Genomic DNA, 17,496 nt, shown 5'->3' with positions numbered 1-17,496 from the left:
GAACCTCCGCCAGCGGCGCGGACGGGAGGAAGCGATGAAAGCTGCCAGCGACAGCCCCGGCCCTATCGAGCGTTACCTGCAAATCCTGGAGGTGGTCGCCGCCTCCACGCGCGGCCTGACCTTGACGGAAATCGCCGGCCTCACCGGCCTGCCGAAGCCGACCGCGCACCGGCTGACCCGCTCGCTGGTGGAGGCCGGGGCGCTGGCCACCGACGACACCTGGTACAAGACCTTTCGCATCGGGGCGCGCATGTGGCGGATGCTGAAGCTCGGCATGAATCCGGAAGTGGCGGCCGGCTACGCGCAGATCGTCGTCGACGAGCTGGCGGCCGAGCTCGGCGAGACCTGTTATGTGGTTCGCCTCGGACAGGCACGCATCTTCTCCATCGCCCGCAACGCGCCCGACCAGGGGCACCGCCTGCATGTGCTTCCGGGCGATGAGCTGCCGCCGCATGCGGCCGCCTCCGCCAAAGCGATCCTCGCCTTCCAGCCGGAGGATGTGGTGGCGCGCTTCCTGAAGGAGCCGCTGGAGAGGCTGACCGGGCACACGCTGACCGATCCGCGCAGGGTCCGCGAAGAGCTGGCCGAAGTGCGCCGGCAGGATTTCGCCGTCTGCGACCGGGAGATCGACGACAACATCATGGCCTATGCCGCTCCCATCCACATGGAAGCGGCCGGCGTCATCTATGCGCTCGGCGTGACGGGTCCGTGCACGCGTCTGCGCCAGCATCCGCGCGAGAGCTATGCGGAAGCGCTGCACGAGGCGGCGGCGCGGCTGGCGAAGATGTTCGACACCTTTCCCGATCCGCTAGAGGCGCCGGGCGAGCTCAGAACAATGCGTTCGGCAGCGTCAGGATGATCTGCGGGAAGGCCATGCAGATCGCCACGGCAAGCAGCATCAACAGGATGAAGGGCACGACCGAGCGGTAGATGTCGACCATGTTGACGGAAGGCGGCGACACGCCCCGCAGATAAAAGAGGTTGTAGCCGAAGGGCGGCGTCAGGAAGCCGATCTCCATGTTGATGATGTAGAGGATGCCGAACCAGACCGGGTCGAAGCCGAGCTTGATGATGATCGGCACGAAGATCGGCGCGGTGATCATGATGATGCCGACCGTGTCGAGCAACATGCCAAGGATGAGCAGGATAACCTGCATGCCCAGAAGAATGATCCAGCGGTTCACCTCCATGTCGAGCACCAGGCCCTCAATCAGCCTTGCCGCGCCCATCGCCGTGTAGAAGGTGGATAGCGCCGTGGCGCCGATGATGATCCAGAAGATCATGCAGGTGAGCTGCAGGGTCTCCTCGCAGGCGCCGCGCAGATTCTCCCAGGTGAGGTTGCGCAACAGCGCGGCGGCGACAAGCGCGCCCGCGGCGCCGACCGCGCCGGCCTCCGAAACGCTCGCCGTCCCCGTCAGGATGGAGCCCATCACCGCGACGATGAGCAAAACCGGCAGCACCAGCCCCTTCAGGCTCTTCAGCTTGTCGCGCCAGGAATAGCGCTCCATGACGAGACCGCCGCTCGCCTGCGGATCGAAAACGCCGCGCATCAACAGATAGAGGCAGAAGAGGAAGGCGATCAGCAGCCCCGGCAGAACGCCGCCGGCATAGAGCTTGCCGATGGAGGTGTTGGCGACGATGCCGTAGACGATCATCGTCACGCTCGGCGGGATGAGAATGCCGAGCGAGCCGCCGGCCGCCACCGTGCCGAGTGCGACGCTCTTGCCGTAGCCGCGCGCCAGCATCGCCGGGACGGCGAGCATGCCCATGGATATCGTCGCCGCGCCGCTGATGCCGGCCATGGCCGCAAACAGCGTGCAGATGACGACGGTGCCGATGGCCAGCCCGCCGCGCAGGCCGCCGAAGAAGCACTGCATGGTGTTGTAGAGATCTTCGGCGATGCGCGCGCGTTGCAGCATCGCGGCCATGAAGATGAACAGCGGGATGGCCACGTATTCGAAGCTGGAAGCGGTCGCGAAGGCCTTGATCGGCAGCATGTTCAGAGCCATCGGGCTCCAGAACAGATAGATCATGGCGATGGAGAAGCCGCCGAGCGCGATGGCGATCGGCACGCCAATGCCGAGGAAAAGCACCATGCCGCCGAAGAGCAGCGAGGTCGTCAGGACCGGGTCGGCCACCTAAAGGCCCTCCTCGTGGCTCGGCTCCTTGTCGCCGCGCCAGGCATGCAGAAGATGGGCGATCCAGCCGATGGCCAGAAGCCCGGCGCCGAGCGGCATCAGCATCTTCGGCAGCCAGACCGGCCCGCCCCAGCCGCCGGTCGCCGAGCGCTCGCCCATGGCGAAGGATTTCATCGCGAAATCGCCGCCGAACTTGATGAGAACGCCGCAGAACAGAACGAAAAGCGCCGTCGAAACAAAGGTATCGATGAGCGCCTTCGTCATCGGTGTGAAGCGCTCATAGATGGCGTCGACGCGCACGAAATTGCCCCTGGCGAGCGCCCAGGGGCCGCCCAGGAAGACCATGGCGACGAGAAGCCAGGAGGTCACCTCCGCCGCCCAGGGCATGGACTGGCCGAAAACCCCGCGCGCGACCATCTCAAAGACCATCACGGCGATCATGCCGAGAATGGCGAGCGCCGCCGCCTTGCCGAGAAGCTCGATAGCGCGGTCGATCAGGCGGAGGAGACGGTCAAGCATCCGATCAGGCCAGGAACGGGGCCCTGCTCAGGGCCCCTTTCCGCGGTTTCTACTCGCTACGGCCGAGATCGGCCAGGAAGCCGTTGAGCAGCTCCACGCCGCGCTTGGCAAGCTCGTCCTCGTCCGCATAGGCCTGCCAGAGCTCGCGCGCCTCGGCCTCCATCTTCGCCCATTCCTCGGGCGCAATGGTGCTGATCTCAACGCCCGCCTCCTGCATCGCCTGCATCGCCTTGGCGTCGTTGTTCATGCTGATGGCGATGTAATCGAGCGAGGAGGCGACGGCGGCCTCTTCCAGGATCGCCTTGATGTCGTCGGGAAGCGCTTGCCAGGCCTGCAGGTTGACGGCGAAGAAGTTGTTCGGCACCGGCATCGGCGAGGGCTCGACGTAATATTTGGCGACCTCGTGGAAGGAGTTGTTCATGTTGCCGGCGGGGCTTGCCCAGCGCGCCGCCTCGATCACGCCGGTGGCAAGGCCGGTATAGATCTCGCCGCCGCCCATGAAGACGGGGCTGGCGCCCATCTTCTCGTACCATTCCGCCTCAAGGCCGAAGGAACGGATCTTCAGGCCCTGGAAGTCGGCCATCGACGTGATCGGCTTGGTCGACATGATGTCCCAGGAGGGGGAGAGCTGCGGGCCGAGATAATAGATGCCGTGGGGCTCATAGGCCTCGCGGGCGATGTCGATGAAGCCCTGCTTGTAGAAGAAGTTGAAGCGCTCCATCGGGGTGCGCAAAGAGCCGGGCACGCCGCTTTCCAGATTGGCGATCGGGCCGAGCTTGCCGGCATAGTAGCCGCCGGTCAAAACGGCCATCTCCGTCACGCCGGAGCCGACGCCCTCAAGCCCGTCCTTGACCGAATAGAGCGCGCCGACGGGAAAGATCTCGAAAGTGATGCGCCCGCCCGACATCTTGGTGGCGAGGTTGGCGAACTTCTCCTCCAGCGCCACATAGCCCGGCTCGCCGGGATTGAGGTTGCTCTGGATGCGCCAGCGGAATTCCTCCTGCGCCTGCGCTGAGGAAAGGCCGGCAAAGGCGGCCACGGCGAGCGCAAGAGACGATAGCTTCTTCCCAATGGACATCTTTCCCACTCCATCAAGGTTTCGATTTTCGAAATTTCGTATTGTTTTACGGAATTTTGCATAGCGCTCTCCCATCCGTCAAGCGCGGGCGCATCGCAGGCGCGGCATCCTGCGCATGGGCAGGCGAGAAAGGGCGAAAAGGCGCGATCACGCGCGCGGCGGCGCCGAACAGGCGAGCACAAGCACGTCTCGCGATGAGAGGAAGCCGGTCGGCCCGGCCGGCTGGCGACGATATCCGCACACGGAAATCGCGGCTAGGCGAGCGCGCTGGCGGCGATCGCACGGGCGAAGAGCGTGGCGCCGCGCTCGATGTCGGGCCAGGCGGTCCACTCCTCCGGCGCGTGGCTGATGCCGCCGAGCGACGGCACGAAGATCAGCCCGGCCGGCACGTGGCGGGCGAAGGTCTGGGCGTCGTGGCCGGCACCGGAGGCCATGATGCGCGCCTTGAGGCCGCCAGCCCGCGCAAGCCGCGCGATCTCCTCCACGACGCGCGGATCGAGCGCGGTCGGCGGCAGCCAGCTCTGCTGCGCGATATCGACCTTGAGCCCGTGGCGCGCGGCGGCACGAGCGATTTTCTCGCGGCAGGCGTCGGCGAGCGCGCGCATCACGTCCTCGTCCGTGTCGCGCCCGATGAGCGAGAAAACAGCCTGCCCGGCGATCGAGTGCGGGAAGTTGGGGCTGAGAGCCACCTTGCCGACGGTGAGGCGCGTCTGCTCGCCGCCGAGGCGGTCGACGATCTCCGACAGCCCCGCGCCGAACTCGGCCAGGCCGCGAAAAGCGTCGCGGCGCATGCTCATGGGCGTGGTGCCGGAATGGTTGGCCTCGCCGCAGAGCGTCACCGTCCAGTTGAAGACGCCGGAGACGACATCGACGACGCCCACCTCGTCTTTCGTCCTCTCAAGCACCGGCCCCTGCTCGATGTGCAGTTCGAGGAAGACGGCGATCTCGCGGCGATCGCGCGCGACATCGGCCATCGGGTCGAGGCCCTGCGCGCGCAGCGCCTCGGCGAGCGGCAAGCCGTCGTCGTCGACGGCGGACGCGATCCAGTCCGCCCCGACCTCGCCGCATATCGCCTGGCTGCCCAGCATGCCGCCGAAGCGCCCCTCCTCGTCGGCGGTGCAGACGATCTCAACGGGCCTTCGCGGCGCGAGCCCCGCCTCCTTCATGGCCCGCACCGCCTCCAGCGCGGCGCAGACGCCGAGCGTGCCGTCGAAGGGCCCGCCCATCGGCACCGTGTCGAGATGGGAGCCGGCGAGCACGGCCGGGCCGGCGCCCACGTTCCACCGACCGAAGACATTGCCGACGCCGTCCATCTGCGCGGCGAGCCCAGCCGTCTTGAGCCGACCGATGAGCCAGCGGCGGCCCGCCATGTCCTCGTCAGAGAAGCTGACGCGGTTGATGCCGGCCAGGCCCTCGATGCGGCCGATCTCGTTGACGGCTTCGATGTCGGCCTTCAGGCGGGCCGGATCGATCCGCAGGCAAGCGGCGGCGTTCTCGCCCATGATCGACTCTCCCGGGGCGGCTGGCGGAGGCGGCCGGAAGCCGCCTTTGTCGCCGTCTTTGACCTCTCAGGTTTTATGTCGGATGGTTGCGCCATCTCAAGCCGACGTGCCGACAGGAGGACCGCCCGATGCTCAGCCACGTCCGCCGTATCGCATGCGCCGCCGCGCTCGCGATCGTCGCCTTCCACGCGAGCGCCCAGGCCCAGACGCCGCCCGGCGTGCTGATCGTGGCGCAGATCGCCGAACCGAAGTCGCTCGACCCGCATGCCGTCACCGCCGTCAATGACTTCCGCATCCTGATGAACGTCTATGACGGGCTCGTGCGCTACAAGTCGGGCACGCTGGAGCCGGAGCCGGCGCTCGCGACCGCCTGGGAGATCTCGCCCGACGGCAAGACCTACACCTTCCAGCTCCGCGAGGGCGTGACGTTCCACGACGGGACGCCGTTCGACGCGGAGGCGGTGAAGTTCAATTTCGAGCGCATGCTGGACGAAGAGCACCCGTTTCACGACACGGGCCCGTTCCCGCTCGCCTTCTTCTTCTCCAGCGTGGAGACGATCGAGGCGCCCGATGCGCGCACGGTGGTGTTCAACCTGAAGGAGCCGTATGCGCCTTTCCTGTCCAACCTCGCCTATCCGACGGGCCTCATCGTCTCGCCGGCAGCGGTACAGGAACACGGCAAGGATTTCGGCCGCAATCCGAGCGGCACCGGCGCGTTCAAGTTCGCCGAATGGGAATCGAACTCACGCGTCGTGGTGGAAGCCAACGATGATTATTGGGACGGTGCGCCGAACCTTCAGGCGGTGGTCTTCCGCCCGATCACCGACGCCAATACGCGCGTCGCCGAGATGCTGTCGGGCGGCGTCGACCTGATGGTCGAGGTGCCGCCGGACAACGTCTCGCAGTTCGCCGACGACGCCAACTTCACCGTGCACGAGCAAGCCGGCCCCCATGTCTGGTTCCTGATCCTGAACACGAAGGAAGGGCCCTTCGCCGACAAACGCGTGCGCCAGGCGGTCAACTACGCGATCGACAAGCAGGCATTGGTGGAGAACGTGCTGCAGGGCACGGCCGAGGTCGCCGCCGGGCCGACGCCGCCGGCCTTCGCCTGGGCTTACAACGAGAACCTTGAGCCCTATCGGCACGATCCCGACAAGGCGCGCCAGCTTCTCGCCGAAGCGGGCGTGGAGAGCGCCGACCTAACCTTCTACGTGACGGAGGGCGGCTCGGGCATGCTCGATCCCGTCGCGATGGGCGCGGCCATCCAGGCCGATCTTGCCGAGGTGGGCCTTGACGCCGAAATCGAGACCTATGAGTGGAACACCTTCCTCGGCAAGGTGAATCCCGGCCTTGAGGGCAAGGCCGACATGGCCGAGATGGCGTGGATGACGAACGACCCCGACACGCTGCCCTATCTGACCTTGCGCTCCGAGGCGATGCCGGAGAATGGCGGCTTCAATTCCGGCTACTATGCGAACGAAGAGGTCGACAGACTGCTGGAGCAGGCCCGCCGGGAAACGGACCAGCAAAAGCGCGCCGGGCTCTACAAGCAGATGCAGGAGATCGTCCACGAGGACGCGCCGTGGGCATTCGTGGCCAACTGGAAGCAGAACGCCGCGGCGAGCGCGCGCGTGGAGAATTTCGAGCTGCAGCCGTCGTTCTTCCTGCTGCTGCACGACGTGAGGAAGAATTGAAGCCCGCAGCCGGCGGGTCGACGCACCACCGGCCGGCCGGCTGAAGCCGTTTGCCGCCACCGCCATGACGTGAGCCGGCATGTGGGCCTACATCCTCAAGCGCCTCTTGATGATGATCCCGATCCTGTTCGGGCTCTCCGTCATCGTGTTCGCCATGATGGCGCTGATCCCGGGCGACCCGGCCACGGCGATCCTCGGCTCCTACGCGACGCCGGAGAACGTCGCTCGGCTCAACCGGCAGCTCGGGCTCGACCAGTCGCTGCCGCGGCAGTACCTGACCTGGCTCGGAAATCTCCTGCAGGGCGATATGGGGCGCTCCTATTCGCTGAACCGCCCCGTCGCCGAGGAGGTGTTCGGGCGCTTCGGAGCCACCCTCATCCTGGCGGGTGCCTCGCTCATCCTCGCCTCGATCTTCGGCCTCGTCGGCGGGATCGCGGCGGCGGTCAGACAGTTCGGCTGGACGGACCGTATCGTCACCTTCCTCGTCCTGATCGGCATCTCCACGCCGTCCTTCTGGCTCGGGCTCCTGTTCATCATGCTCTTCGCGGTGCAGCTTCAGTGGCTGCCGGCCTCGGGCATGTACGCCATCTACGGCGGCGGCGGGCCGCTCGACCTTGTGAGGCATCTCGCCATGCCGGCGGTGACGCTCGCCATCGTCGCCACCGCCGTCATCGCACGGCTGACCCGCACGTCGATGCTGGAGGTCCTGCGGCAGGACTATATCCGCACCGCCCGCGCCAAGGGCGTGTCGGAACGCGGCGTCATCTACCGGCACGCCTTCAAGGCGGCGCTCGTGGCGGTGATCCCGGTGATCGGCATCCAGGCCGGCTTCGTGCTCGGCGGCGCGGTCTATATCGAGACGGTGTTCCAGTGGCCCGGCATCGGGCGGATGCTCGTCCAGGCGATCTCGACGCGCGATCTCCTGCTCGTGCAGGGCGGCGTGCTGGTGGTGGCGGCGAGCTACGTCGTCTTCAACCTCCTGGCCGACGTCGCGCAGACGATCGTCGACCCGAGGCTGCGCTAGCGGCTCAAGGCATGTTACCTGCGAGCCCCACACGCAGCGCCTGCCGACGAGGGCCGGGATCCGGCAATCCCGGCGCGGGCGCTCGTTGGAGGGCGCCGGATTCCCGCCTTGGAGGGAATGCGCCGAGCCGACGGCAAGCTTTTCGCCGCGTCAAAGGCAGGGCCTGACCATGGTGTCGCTCGCACTTCCCGGCCGGGCGAGGAAGGCGCGCGGCGGGCGCCCGTCCTCCTTCCAGCTCCTCCTCGCCAACCGCCTCTCGGCGGCCGGCCTCGTCATGCTGTTGGCGATCCTCGTCCTGGCGCTCGTCACGCCGCTCTTGCCCCTGCCCGACCCGAACGCGACAGAGCCGGCGCAGCGCCTCTTGCGGCCGGGCGCGGAGGGACACCTCCTCGGCACCGACGAGCTCGGCCGCGACCTCCTCTCGCGGCTGCTGTTCGGCACGCGCATCTCCATCCTCGTCGGGCTGTCGGCGACGCTGATCGCCGCGCTCGTGGGCTCGCTCATCGGCCTTATCTCCGGTTACGCCGGCGGCCGGATCGACGGCGTGCTCATGCGCGGCATCGACCTCGTCATGGCCTTTCCCTACATCCTGCTCGCGCTCGGCATCGTCGCGGTTCTGGGCCCCGGCCTCCTCAACGCGCTCTACGCCATCGCCATCGTCAACATCCCCTTCTTCGCCAGGAACATTCGCGGCATCACGCTCGGGCTTTCCCGACGCGAATTCGTCGACGCGGCGCGGCTGTCGGGCGCCTCGCATCCGGTGATCCTCTTCGGCGACGTCCTGCCGAGCGTCCTGCCGGTGATCGTCGTGACCATGTCGACCACGGTCGGCTGGATGATCCTGGAAACGGCTGGTCTCTCCTTCCTGGGCCTCGGCGCACAGCCGCCGCAGGCCGATCTCGGCTCCATGCTCGGCGAAGGCCGGAAGCTGCTGTTCACCGCACCGCATGTCTCCGTCATTCCGGGCCTCATGATCTTCGCGCTGGTGATGTCGATCAATCTCGTCGGCGACGGGGTGCGCGACGTCCTCGACCCGCGCCTCAAATCGGGCGCGCTCGCCGCGCCGGGAGCGGCGACGGCGGTGAAGCGCGAGGCGGTGCCGCTCGCCGAGAGCACCAAGGCGGTGCTGGACGTGACGGGGCTGAAGACGGAGTTCCGGATCGGCGAGCGGGTCTACAAGGCGGTGGGCGGCGTCGATCTGACGTTGAAGCCCGGCGAGCGGGTCGGGCTCGTCGGCGAATCCGGCTGCGGCAAGTCGGTGACGGCGCTGTCGCTCCTGCGCCTGGTGCCGACGCCGCCCGGCACCATCACGGGCGGACGTGTCCTGGTGGAAGGCCGTGACCAGCTCGCCGCGCGCGAGGACGAGCTGCGGGGCCTGCGCGGCGGTAAGGTCGCCTATGTCTTCCAGGATCCGCTGACGACGCTGCACCCGCTATTCACCGTCGGCCAGCAGATCGCCGAGGCGGTTCGGGCGCACCAGAAGGTATCGAAGCGCGAGGCCGAGAAGCAGGCCTTGAAGCTCCTCCACAAGGTGCAGATCCCATCCGCGAAGGCGCGCTTCAACGCCTATCCGCACGAAATGTCGGGCGGCATGCGCCAGCGCGTGTGCATCGCCATGGCGCTCGCCAACGCGCCGGAACTCATCATCGCCGACGAGCCGACGACCGCGCTGGACGTCACGGTGCAGGCGCAGGTGCTGAAGCTGATGCGGGAATTGTCGGAGGCGCAGGGCTCGGCCGTGCTCTTCATCACCCACGATTTCGGCGTGGTGTCGGAGCTCTGCGACCGCGTCGCCGTCATGTATGCCGGCCGCATCGTGGAGATCGGGCGAACGCGGGAGGTACTGAAGGACCCCGCTCACCCCTATACCAGGAAGCTGATCGACTGCGTGCCGATCCTCGGCCAGCCGGAAAGGCGGCTCGACGCGATTGAGGGCCTGCCGCCGGCGGCCGACCGCTTGCCGCATGGCTGCGCCTTCGCCGACCGCTGTCCGCATGTGGAGCTCGCCTGCCGGGAGGGCGACATCGCCCTCATGCAGGTTGCGGAGAGCCGAAAGGCGCGCTGCATCAAGCCCCTGGCGGGAGAGGTTGGATGAGCGCGGCGCTTGAAGCGGCAAGCCTGACCAAGACTTTCGGCGGCGGGCGGACGATCCTCGGCAAGCCGAAGCGGGCGGTGCACGCCGTGCAGCAGGCCGATCTGCGCGTGGAGGCGGGCGAGACGCTCGGCATCGTCGGAGAATCGGGCTGCGGGAAGTCGACGCTCGCGCGCCTGCTCGTCGGCCTCGACCGGCCGACCGCCGGCACGATCCGGCTCGGGGACCAGGACATAAGCGCCTATGCCGGCCGCGACGCCAAGGCTCTCGGCCGGCACATCCAGTACGTCTTCCAGGATCCGGTGGCCTCGCTCAATCCGCGCAAGACCATCCGCCAGACGCTCGAGGCGCCGATGCGGCGGCTTTTGGGGCTCGGCGGCGATGCGCGCGAGAGGAAGCTGAAGGAGCTTCTCGATGCGGTCAGCCTGCGCGAGGAATTTCTGGAGCGCTACCCGCATGAGTTCTCCGGCGGCCAGGCGCAGCGCATCGGCATCGCCCGGGCGCTCGCGGCGGATGCGCGCATCATCGTGCTCGACGAGCCGGTCTCCGCGCTCGACGTCTCGGTACAGGCGCAGGTCCTGAACCTGCTCGACCGGTTGAAGAGCGCGTTCGGCCTGACCTACATCTTCATCAGCCACGATCTCAGCGTGGTGGAGTCGATCTGCGACCGCGTGGCGGTGATGTATTTCGGTCGGATCGTGGAGATCGGCAGGGCGCGCGACATCTACGGCCAGCCGCGCCATCACTACACCTCGCTCCTCATGCGCTCGGCGCCGGCGCTCGGCGCAAAGCGTATCGAGGCGGAGGAAGAGCCGGGGGAGCTTCCCGACCCGCTCAATCCCCCGCCCGGCTGCGCCTTTGCCTCGCGCTGCCGTGCCGCGAGCGACATCTGCCGCAGCAAGGGCCCCTCGCTCCAGCCGATCGCGGGCCGACAGGCGGCAGCCTGCTGGCATCCGATCGGGGTGAGGCAAGCCGCTTAGAGCCATCTCGACCGGATCGGCGCCCGCCCGTCTCGGCTCCGATTTTGCCGGGCTCGCCGAGGCGCTCCAGGCGCGTTCGGCCGGAACGTCGCAGCTTGTCAATCGGAGCGCGGCCCGCATCCTGATAGGAGATTCTTCCCGCCGAGCCCCGAGCCAAGGCGGTTCGCTGGAAGCGATCTCATCTGCGACACATCGGCACGGAGGCCAGAGATGAACGAGAACCGAGAGGAAAAGAGCGAGCGCGTGCGCCTGACGCGCGTCGTGACCCGCGGCGGCGACAAGGGCGAGACCTCGCTTGGGCGGGGTGTGCGCGTGTCGAAGAACGACAAGCGGGTGGAGGCCTATGGCACCATCGACGAGGCGAGCGCGCAGATCGGCCTCGTGCGTGCGCTGGCCAGCGAGGACGCCGAATTGTGCCAGATGCTCCGCAACGTCCAGATCGACCTCTTCAACCTCGCCGCCGATTTGCACATGCCGGGCAAGCACGGGGAGCATCTGCGCGTCGGCGAGGAGCCGCTTCAGCGCCTCGAAGCGGAGCTGGAAGCGATGAACGCCGCCCTGCCGCGCATCACCAACTTCGTGCTGGCGGGCGGCACGGTTGCCGCCGCCCATACGCATGTGGCCCGCACCACGATACGCCGGGCCGAGCGCCGCGTCGTGGCGTTGTCGCTGGAGGAAGAGGTGAACCCGAACGTCCTGACCTATCTCAACCGCCTCGCCGATTTCATGTTCATCGCCAGCCGCCGCCTCAACGACAACGGCGCCGCCGACGATGTCTGGGCTCCCCGCGCGAAGAAATCGGCCTGACGCCTGGCCAGGCTTTTCCCCCCGGGCGTTCGACGCGCCCGGGAAATCATCTTGACGAAACAAGCCAGATCGTGATCCGTTCATGGCGACGGTGCCTCTTTGAGGCTGAAAAGGGAACGCGGTGCGGGCAAAGCCCAAGGCCGCGACTGTCCCCGCAACTGTGAGCGGCGAATCGCTCGTCACGATGCCACTGGTGCTTCGGCGCCGGGAAGGCGGCGACGCGATGATGACCCGCAAGTCAGGAGACCTGCCGTCAGCCGTGGTCACGCGCGGTCACATCGGTCGGGGTGTGCCGATGGGAGTGGATCCATGCGCCCCCAGCGCATGGAGCATCCTCGATCGCGGTGACATGCCATCTGGCCATGTGCCCGCATCGAGGTCATTTTTCAGTGTATCTTTCCATCCCGCCGCGCCGTGGCGCGTTGTTGCAGCTTTCCGCTGCCCTTTGCCTTTCCGCCAGCGCATTCGCGCTCGCCGTCGCCTCCCCGGCTCTCGCCCAGGACGACATGGTGGTGCTCCCTGAGATATCCGTCACCGCCAACCTTACCGAAACGCCGCTGACTGAGGTCGGCAGCGCCGTCACCATCATCACCGGCGAGGAGCTGAAAGAGCAGGAAATCCGCTATGTCGGCGAAGCGCTGCGCCAGGTGCCGGGCGTCGCCGTCAGCCAGAGCGGGCCGCGCGGCCAGTTCACGCAGCTCAGGATCCGAGGCTCGGAATCCAACCAGACGAAAGTCTTCATCGACGGCATTGCGGTCAACGATCCGGCACGCGGCTCAGAGTTCGACTTCGCCCATCTCCTGGTCGACGATATCGAACGCATCGAGGTCTTGCGCGGACCGCAGAGCGCCCTCTACGGCTCCGACGCCATCGGCGGCGTCGTCAACATCGTCACCCGGCGCGGCGCGCCCGGGACCCGCCTTGCCGGCCGCATCGAAGGCGGTTCGCACGGCACCGCCAGCGGCAACGCTTCGCTGAGCGCCGGCGGCGAGCGCTTCGATTTCCTGGCGGGCGCGAGCGGTATCCGCACCGAGGGAACCTCCATCGCCGACGAGCGGCTCGGCAATAGGGAGAAAGACGGCTACGAGAACGGCACGCTCTACGCCAAGGGCGGCGTCGACGTCACCGACTGGCTGAACCTTTCAGGCGTCGCGCGCTACACGCGCTCGCGCTCCGATCTCGATTCGGAAGGCTTCTTGCCCGCCGTCGGCCATACCGGTCCGTTCGATGCCAAGCAGGACGCCAAAAGCGACCAGCTCTTCACGCGCGCACAGGCGAAGGTGACCTTGCTGGACGGCCATTGGGAGCAGGTGGCCGGTATCGCCTATGCCCAGCAGAACCGCGACTACCGCGACCTCAAGCCTACCGTCGTCACCACCACCTACGAAGGCGAGCGCGTCCATCTCGACTACCGGTCGAGCTTCATGTTCGATACGCCGGCAATCGCCGATGCGGCGCATACCGTGACGCTCGCCGTGGAACGCGACGAAGACAGCGCGGTTTCCGAAAGCGTCTAGTCCTCCTTCGACCGTTCGGTGGCTTCCACCGGCCTCATCGGGCAGTATCAGTTGAGCCTGTTTGAGGACCTGTCGCTGACCGCGGGCCTCCGCCACGACAGCAACGATATCTTCGACGACGCCACCACCTACCGGCTGACCGGCGCCTACAATTTCCGCCCCACCGGCACCAAGCTGCACGCTTCCTACGGAACGGGCGTGAAGAACCCGACGCTCTTTGAGCTCTACGGCTTCACCAACACCTATCGCGGCAATCCGAGCCTTCAGCCGGAAGAGGCGAAGGGCTTCGATATCGGCGTGACGCAGGCGCTGTGGGGCGAGATCGCCTCGCTGGATGTCACCTACTTCAACCAGGAGATATCGAACCTCATCACGGGTTCGGGGCAAACCTCCATCAACCTGCCCGGCGAATCGGAGATCGACGGCGTGGAGGTCGCGCTCACGGTAAGGCCGATGGAGGGGCTTACCGTCACCGGCTCCTATACCCACACCGATGCGCGCGATTCGACCGGCGCGGAACTCATCCGCCGGCCGCAGAACCTTGCAAGCCTCGTCGTCAACTATGCCCTCCTCGGCGGGCGGGCCAACGTCAATCTCAGCGTCGAGTACAATGGCGAGCGGAAGGACTGGGTCTGGACCGATCCGTTCTACATGAACCGGCAGACGATTTCGCTCGACGCCTACACGCTCGTCGACGTCGCCGCCTCCTACGACCTCAACGAAAACGCGCAGCTTTTTGGGCGCGTGCAGAACCTTCTCGACGAGGAATACTACGATGTCTGGGGCTATCGGGCGGAAGGCATCGGCGCCTATGCCGGCCTGCGCCTGACCTTCTGATGCTGCGGTTCTTTCTGACCGTCCTTCTGCTCTCAACCGCCGCCGCATCCGCGGCGGCGGCGGCAAAGCCGCAGCGCGTCGTCTCCATCAATCTGTGCGCCGACCAGCTCCTCATGCGACTGGCAGACCCGGAGCAGATCGCCTCCCTTACCTATCTCGCGCGGGACAATTCCATGTCGAACCTCGCGGAAACGGCCCGCGATTTTCAGGCAAACCGCGGCCTTGCGGAGGAAGTGATGCGTTACAGGCCCGACCTCGTTCTCGCCGGTCGCTACACCAAACGCGTCACCGTCGATCTGTTGAAGCGGATCGGCGTGACGGTCTTGGAGCTCGACGTGCCGCGCACCATGGAAGAGGTCGAGGCGCAGATCCGGCTCCTCGGCGAGGCGCTCGGCCAAGAAGCGCGGGCGGAACGGTTGGTCGGCCAGATTGCGGCGAGCATGAAAGCCGCCGCCGAAGAGAAAAACGCCTCGCAGCGGCCGACGGCGATCGTCTACGAACCGAACGGCTACACGGTCGGTGCCGGCTCGCTCATCGACGAGTTGCTCGCGCTCGCCGGGCTTGAGAACCTCGCGTCGGAAAAAGGCATGCAGAATTACGGACGGCTGCCGCTGGAATCGCTCGTCGCGCTGTCGCCGGACGTGCTTGTCGTCGGCACGCCGCGGGGCCTCCCGTCGCTCGCGACGGAGCTCGTCCGCCACCCGGTGCTGTCGCACATGCCGCGGCCGATGCACATTGCGGCCGTGCCGCCGCGGCTCTGGGCATGCCCAGGCCCGGACATGTTTGCCGCCGTCGACATCCTGCGCCAGGCGGCGGCGGAAGCGAGGGCTCGACCGTGACGGACGTGACCTTCGCCCCTCCCCGCACCGAAATAAGCTACCGCGCTCTCCTCGCCGGCCTTTCGCTCGCAGCGCTATTCGCCTTCCTTCTGTCGCTGGCGATCGGCTACGGACAGCTCGATTTCGCCGCCGCGCTCGCCGATGTCCTCTCCGGCCGCGACAGCCTCGGGGCGCTGGTGCTGTTGGAAATCAGGCTGCCGCGTGCGCTTCTCGGGCTCTTCGTCGGCTTCGCGCTCGGCCTGGCGGGTGCCGTGATGCAGGCTTTCCTGCGCAACCCGCTCGCCGAGCCCGGCATCATCGGCATCTCCGGGGCTGCCGCCTTCGGTGCCGTTCTCGTCTTCTATTCCGGGCTCGCAGCCGCCTCCTCGCTGCTCCTGCCGGTCGGGGGCATCGCGGCGGCACTCGTTGCGGGGCTGCTTCTGTTCGCCGTCGCCGGGCGGAACGCCAGCACGGCAACGCTCATCCTCGCCGGCATCGCGGTGAACAGCCTCGCCGGCGCCCTCGTCTCGCTCGCCCTCAACCTCTCGCCCAATCCCTTCGCGGCCACGGAGATCATGTTCTGGCTGATGGGCTCCTTCGCCGACCGCAGCCTGACGCATGTCGCCATCGCCTTTCCGCCGATCGCCGCCGGATGCCTTGCACTCTTTGCGACGGCGCGGGCGCTCGACGCGCTGGCGCTCGGCGAGGATACGGCAACGAGCCTCGGCTTCGACTTGCGCGTGACGCGCATCCTGTTGATTTCCGGCGTGGCGCTCGCCGTCGGCGGCGCGGTCGCCGTCAGCGGCGCCATCGGCTTCGTCGGCCTCGTCGTGCCGCATATCCTGCGCCCGCTCGTCGCCTACCGTCCGAGCCTTCTTCTGCCGGCAAGCGCGCTCGGCGGCGCCGTCCTGACGCTCGCCGCCGACATCGCAGTCAGGCTCCTGCCGACCCAGCCGGAGCTGAAGCTCGGCGTCGTCACGGCCATCATCGGCGCGCCCTTCCTGTTCTCGCTCGTCTGGCGCCTGCGTGGAGACATGCGATGATCATCTCCGCTTCCGGCATCGGCGTGAAACGCGGCGGCGCCACCATCCTTGAAAGCGTCCACGCCGTCGCCCGCCCCGGCGAAATGGTCGGCCTCATCGGACCGAACGGCGCGGGGAAATCGACGCTGATTGAGGTGATGGCCGGCCTGCGCAAGCCCGATCTCGGCCATGTCTTCTACGACGGCAGGCTCGCCGCCTCCGTGCCCCGCCGCAAGCTCGCGCGTCGCCTCGCCTACCTTGAGCAGGGCGCCAAGGTGGACTGGCCGCTCGCGGTGGAGAAAATCGTCGCCCTCGGCCGGCTGCCGCATGCCGGCGTCTTCTCGGCTCGGGACCGCGAGGCCGACGCCGACGCGGTGAAGCGCGCCATGCAGGCCGCCGACGTCCTCGCCTTCGCTGAGCGCGCGTTCACGAGCCTCTCAGGCGGCGAGCGGGCGCGGGTGCTGCTTGCCCGCGCGCTTGCGGTGGAGGCGGAGATCCTGCTCGCCGACGAGCCAACCGACGCGCTCGACCCGCTGCATCAGCTCAACGTCATGGAGCTGTTGCGGCGGACGGCGCATCGCGGCACGGGCATCGTCGTCGTCCTGCATGATCTGACGCTCGCGTCGCGCTTCTGCGACCGCCTGATCCTTCTCAGTGGCGGCCGGGTCGCCGCCGAGGGAGCGCCGGACGACGTTCTCACCGACAACAACCTTGCCGAATGCTACGGGGTGCGCTCGCTCACCGGCGTGCACGGCGGCCGCCGTTTCATCGTGCCTTGGCAACGCACCTCCGGATCCTGGAGCGAACCGCTTCTGGAGGAAAGCGAGCCGGGAATCGCGAACGGCCAGGGCCGGATCGTGCCTTTTGCGACCGCTCGCTCCCGTCCGACGCTGGATTGGTGACGATGTGCGCCTATCCGCCCGAAAGGATCGTCTGCCTGGCGGAGAAGACGGTGGAAACCCTTCATCGCCTCGGCGAGGACTGGAGAATCGCCGGCGTGCCACGAACCACGACACGAACGCACCGCTCGCACGCGGGCAAGGCTGTTATCTGCGACTTCACCCGGCCCTTGAAAGGACATTCCATGATCGCGCCGCCCCCACCTGCCCAGAGCCAGACGCCCTCTGCCGAAGAGATCCTGCTTGCATGGCTGTTCTGGCTGCCCGATGGCGCCGATCCCGCCGACGCCGCCTGTGAGGAGCTTCGGCGCTCGCAGCTCTGCCGACCGAGCGATCCACGCCTTGCCCGGCTTGCGGCGCTCCTGCGAGAGGTGGCGGAAGAGGCGCATGCCTGAGCGAGCGCGACGGACGCAAAGGACCATGCGCGACCTTTCCAAACCTCTCGAAACGACGGAGCCGGGGGCGGCGCGACGCCCGGGGAGCCCCTGCACCGGGCTCTGCCGGATCGACCCGGCGAGCGGCTATTGCCTCGGCTGCGCGCGCAGCGGCGAGGAGATCGCCATCTGGGG

At 67.4% G+C, this 17,496-nt stretch carries 17 protein-coding genes and 1 riboswitch; of the genes, 13 read left to right on the top strand and 4 right to left on the bottom strand.

Annotated features, from left to right (window positions below; genetic code table 11):
• Window positions 1-34: 34 nt before the first annotated feature.
• Window positions 35-859 carry an IclR family transcriptional regulator gene (locus tag Q331_RS0111545; protein WP_169738496.1) on the top strand — a complete coding sequence of 275 codons (825 nt, stop codon included), beginning with the start codon at window positions 35-37 and terminating at the stop codon, window positions 857-859.
• On the opposite strand, the gene Q331_RS0111540 is transcribed toward Q331_RS0111545, so the two are convergent.
• The 4 genes from Q331_RS0111540 to Q331_RS0111525 form a co-directional block, all read right to left on the bottom strand.
• Window positions 828-2,138: a TRAP transporter large permease gene (locus tag Q331_RS0111540; RefSeq protein WP_026380813.1), complete on the bottom strand. Its 1,311-nt coding sequence runs from the start codon at window positions 2,136-2,138 to the stop codon at window positions 828-830. The genes Q331_RS0111545 and Q331_RS0111540 overlap by 32 nt on opposite strands.
• Window positions 2,139-2,657, bottom strand: a complete 519-nt coding sequence (locus tag Q331_RS0111535) for a TRAP transporter small permease subunit (protein WP_026380812.1) — start codon at window positions 2,655-2,657, stop codon at window positions 2,139-2,141.
• Window positions 2,658-2,706: 49 nt separating this feature from the next.
• Window positions 2,707-3,735 (bottom strand): TRAP transporter substrate-binding protein DctP, encoded by a 1,029-nt coding sequence (gene dctP, locus Q331_RS0111530; protein WP_026380811.1) that lies wholly within the window; start codon window positions 3,733-3,735, stop codon window positions 2,707-2,709.
• Between the two features lie 254 nt (window positions 3,736-3,989).
• On the bottom strand, window positions 3,990-5,237 hold the full coding sequence (locus Q331_RS0111525; protein ID WP_051631073.1) for a Zn-dependent hydrolase: 1,248 nt from the start codon (window positions 5,235-5,237) through the stop codon (window positions 3,990-3,992).
• 128 nt (window positions 5,238-5,365) lie between these two features.
• On the opposite strand from Q331_RS0111525, the gene Q331_RS0111520 reads away from it, so the two are divergent.
• The 12 genes from Q331_RS0111520 to Q331_RS24405 all read left to right on the top strand — a co-directional run.
• Window positions 5,366-6,931: an ABC transporter substrate-binding protein gene (locus Q331_RS0111520; RefSeq protein ID WP_026380809.1), complete on the top strand. Its 1,566-nt coding sequence runs from the start codon at window positions 5,366-5,368 to the stop codon at window positions 6,929-6,931.
• Window positions 6,932-7,010: 79 nt separating this feature from the next.
• A complete protein-coding gene (locus tag Q331_RS0111515; RefSeq protein WP_026380808.1) occupies window positions 7,011-7,955 on the top strand; it encodes an ABC transporter permease in 945 nt (314 codons plus the stop codon).
• Window positions 7,956-8,124: 169 nt separating this feature from the next.
• The gene (locus tag Q331_RS0111510; protein ID WP_034491936.1) at window positions 8,125-10,050 is read left to right on the top strand and encodes a dipeptide/oligopeptide/nickel ABC transporter permease/ATP-binding protein; all 1,926 of its coding nucleotides are present in this window, start codon (window positions 8,125-8,127) and stop codon (window positions 10,048-10,050) included.
• Window positions 10,047-11,027, top strand: coding sequence for an ABC transporter ATP-binding protein (locus Q331_RS0111505; RefSeq protein WP_026380806.1), 981 nt, complete (start codon window positions 10,047-10,049; stop codon window positions 11,025-11,027). Before Q331_RS0111510 ends, Q331_RS0111505 begins: the two co-directional genes overlap by 4 nt.
• A gap of 210 nt (window positions 11,028-11,237) precedes the next feature.
• On the top strand, window positions 11,238-11,834 hold the full coding sequence (locus Q331_RS0111500; protein WP_034491935.1) for a cob(I)yrinic acid a,c-diamide adenosyltransferase: 597 nt from the start codon (window positions 11,238-11,240) through the stop codon (window positions 11,832-11,834).
• A gap of 73 nt (window positions 11,835-11,907) precedes the next feature.
• Window positions 11,908-12,103: riboswitch (cobalamin riboswitch) on the top strand.
• Between the two features lie 120 nt (window positions 12,104-12,223).
• Window positions 12,224-13,351 carry a TonB-dependent receptor gene (locus tag Q331_RS23070; protein WP_051631072.1) on the top strand — a complete coding sequence of 376 codons (1,128 nt, stop codon included), beginning with the start codon at window positions 12,224-12,226 and terminating at the stop codon, window positions 13,349-13,351.
• A gap of 18 nt (window positions 13,352-13,369) precedes the next feature.
• Window positions 13,370-14,188: a TonB-dependent receptor gene (locus Q331_RS23065; protein WP_051631071.1), complete on the top strand. Its 819-nt coding sequence runs from the start codon at window positions 13,370-13,372 to the stop codon at window positions 14,186-14,188.
• Window positions 14,188-15,027, top strand: a complete 840-nt coding sequence (locus Q331_RS0111490) for an ABC transporter substrate-binding protein (protein ID WP_051631070.1) — start codon at window positions 14,188-14,190, stop codon at window positions 15,025-15,027. The genes Q331_RS23065 and Q331_RS0111490 overlap by 1 nt, the downstream gene beginning before the upstream one ends.
• The gene (locus tag Q331_RS0111485) at window positions 15,024-16,049 is read left to right on the top strand and encodes a FecCD family ABC transporter permease (protein WP_051631069.1); all 1,026 of its coding nucleotides are present in this window, start codon (window positions 15,024-15,026) and stop codon (window positions 16,047-16,049) included. The genes Q331_RS0111490 and Q331_RS0111485 overlap by 4 nt, the downstream gene beginning before the upstream one ends.
• Window positions 16,046-16,930 carry an ABC transporter ATP-binding protein gene (locus Q331_RS21250; RefSeq protein WP_084175007.1) on the top strand — a complete coding sequence of 295 codons (885 nt, stop codon included), beginning with the start codon at window positions 16,046-16,048 and terminating at the stop codon, window positions 16,928-16,930. The genes Q331_RS0111485 and Q331_RS21250 overlap by 4 nt, the downstream gene beginning before the upstream one ends.
• A gap of 2 nt (window positions 16,931-16,932) precedes the next feature.
• Window positions 16,933-17,322, top strand: coding sequence for a hypothetical protein (locus Q331_RS24410; RefSeq protein WP_034491933.1), 390 nt, complete (start codon window positions 16,933-16,935; stop codon window positions 17,320-17,322).
• Window positions 17,315-17,496: DUF1289 domain-containing protein (locus tag Q331_RS24405; protein WP_156953328.1), on the top strand; the 182-nt coding region annotated here is incomplete at its 3' end. The genes Q331_RS24410 and Q331_RS24405, both read left to right, overlap by 8 nt.

This window comes from Afifella pfennigii DSM 17143 (genome assembly GCF_000688515.1).
Lineage (GTDB): Bacteria > Pseudomonadota > Alphaproteobacteria > Rhizobiales > Afifellaceae > Afifella > Afifella pfennigii.
Note: the sequence above shows the minus strand (reverse complement) of the source record. Positions and strands in the feature narration are given on the sequence as shown.